This window comes from Arthrobacter sp. H14, assembly GCF_000520495.1.
Lineage (GTDB): Bacteria > Actinomycetota > Actinomycetes > Actinomycetales > Micrococcaceae > Arthrobacter_C.
On the sequence record NZ_KI914668.1, the window covers coordinates 1 to 2,118 of the forward strand.

The window sequence follows — 2,118 nt, forward strand, 5'->3', positions numbered from 1 at the left end:
CTGCCGAAGCTGTGGCCACCCCTGTCCACCCACTGTCCACTAAGGGGGGGTGGACACAAAGTTCCTTGCAAACAAAGGGAAGGAGGCCCCTTACTTACTTCTGTCCACTATGTCCACCCTTATTAATACTCATACAGGTAAGACACCGGTATATTGTTCCCTCCGGTATTTCATCTATATATACCTCTTCCTTGTATAGGGACCTGTTCCCCGCGTGGACAGGGTGGACAGCACCCTTTTTTGACCAACAATGTGCCCCTGACGTGGGACGATACCCCGGAAAAGTGTCCACCCAGGGGGGGGTGGACAGGGGTGGACAAAACACCCCAACAGGGTGGCCGCAACCCCAAAAACAACCAAAAACAGTCAAAACCGGAGTCCACCGGGGCCCACGTCGTCCCAGGAATGTGAACCAAAATGGAGCGATGCTCGGACATCGGATGGCCGTTTCGAGGCCCGATGAGCGCCGCAGGCACCGCCGTACACATGATTTTCATGACAACTCTTGGACTTGATCTCTCAGACCTGGGCATCGAACCCGTTTATGACCCCTCCCCCGAACCGGTGGTGGTTCCCTCCGATGAGGGGCGCAACCTGGTCGCCGGCTCGGTGCTCGCCAAGGCGCTCTACAGCGTTTGGTCAGGCGCTCCGGTCACCATCGTCGATTCGCCTCCGGGTGCCGGTAAGACAACCCTGGTCACCCAGATTGTCGCCTACCTCAAAGAACGTTCAGACATGAAAATCGTGATCGCCACCTATACCCGCCGCGCGGCACAGGATCTGGCCGAGCGCATCGCCGCCGAGCTGGGGCCGGACAAGGACGGCAACCCGCAGATCGCACTGTCGGTGTCCAACATGGAGGTTCCCCCGGGTATCTCCAAGGGCGGCGCGCACGACGGCGGCCGGAACATTCCGGTCGTCCGCACCGTGGCATCGTGCAAGGCTTCGAACAAGCCGATCTGCGACCTGATGATTATCGACGAGGCCTACCAGGTCACGTTCAACGACGCTTCCTCGGCCTGCGATGAGGCAGCCCAGGTGCTCATGGTCGGAGACCCCGGCCAGATCGGCCCGGTCGTCACCGCCGACGTGTCCGCCTTCCGCGGCCGCGAAACCGCCCCGCATATGCGCGCGCCTGAGGTGTTCGCCCGGATGGACTGCGCCGAGATTCATTCCCTCGCCACCACCTACCGGCTGGGCCAGGAAACCGTGAACGCGATCTCCTGCCTGTATGGGTTCCCGTTCACTTCATCGCGGCCCGACCGCTACCTGACCGATGAGGACGGCGACCGGGTCTCCGAAATTGTTCCGCTGCGCCTGCCGGTGGCGGAATCGTTCGACGCTATCGACACACTGGTCCTGGTGGCCGAATACGCGGCCAACCTGATCGGCACCGAGCTGGTCGAAACCGATGTGGACGGTCAGCCATACTCCCGCGAGCTCGAAGCTGCCGACATTGCCATCGTGGTCGCCCACAACGCGCAGTCCTCGTCGATCACCGCGATCCTCCGGTCGCTGGACGCGGGCGGCATCACCGTTGGCACCGCGGACAAGATGCAGGGCGGTCAGTGGCACGCTGTGGTGGCCCTGGACCCGTTCGTTGGCTACACGTCAGCCGGTTCGCACCAGCTCTCCCCCGGACGCCTTTGCGTCATGGCTTCCCGGCATATGACGCATATGACATGGGCCCATGACGGCGGCTGGGAGGACGCGTTGGTCGACCCCGATATTGATCAGCATGAGGCGCGTCTTGGCCGCCGGGTGCGCGAAGTTCTGACCGCGCCATGAGCGGGCACCTGTGGGAGCATGAAAACCCGTACATGTGCGAACCGGGCAACTTCTTCGAGAGGGGCCTGAACTCCCGGTACGGTTCCTGGGCCGAGTTCGCCGTCCCCGTCGGTTTTGAACACCCGAACGGCAAGCTGGTCATGCACGGCACCGCCCTTTATGACGGTGACCCGGACCTGAATCTGTTGTTCCGCTGGGACTGGAAGGCCAGGCACCTGGAGTATCCCGAGGACTACCCGGACGGGGAGGAAGAGCACCTGCTCCAGCTGTTCTTCATGATGCAGCGAAAAGGATACAACCAGTCTGTCGAGATCTCCGTAACCGCGGAGG

At 61.9% G+C, this 2,118-nt stretch carries 2 protein-coding genes; both read left to right on the forward strand.

Annotated elements, in window-relative coordinates:
• The first annotated feature begins 495 nt into the window (after positions 1 to 495).
• Positions 496 to 1,788, forward strand: a complete 1,293-nt coding sequence (locus tag Y707_RS0115300) for an AAA family ATPase (RefSeq protein ID WP_253905200.1) — start codon at positions 496 to 498, stop codon at positions 1,786 to 1,788.
• The coding region (locus Y707_RS31565; RefSeq protein WP_035781944.1) for a hypothetical protein at positions 1,785 to 2,118 on the forward strand (334 nt) is incomplete at its 3' end. The genes Y707_RS0115300 and Y707_RS31565, both read left to right, overlap by 4 nt.

Bases quoted from the DNA above. Each gene is read 5' to 3' on its own strand.
- Y707_RS0115300 (WP_253905200.1), top strand. From the start codon at position 496: ATGACAACTCTTGGACTTGATCTCTCAGACCTGGGCATCGAACCCGTT.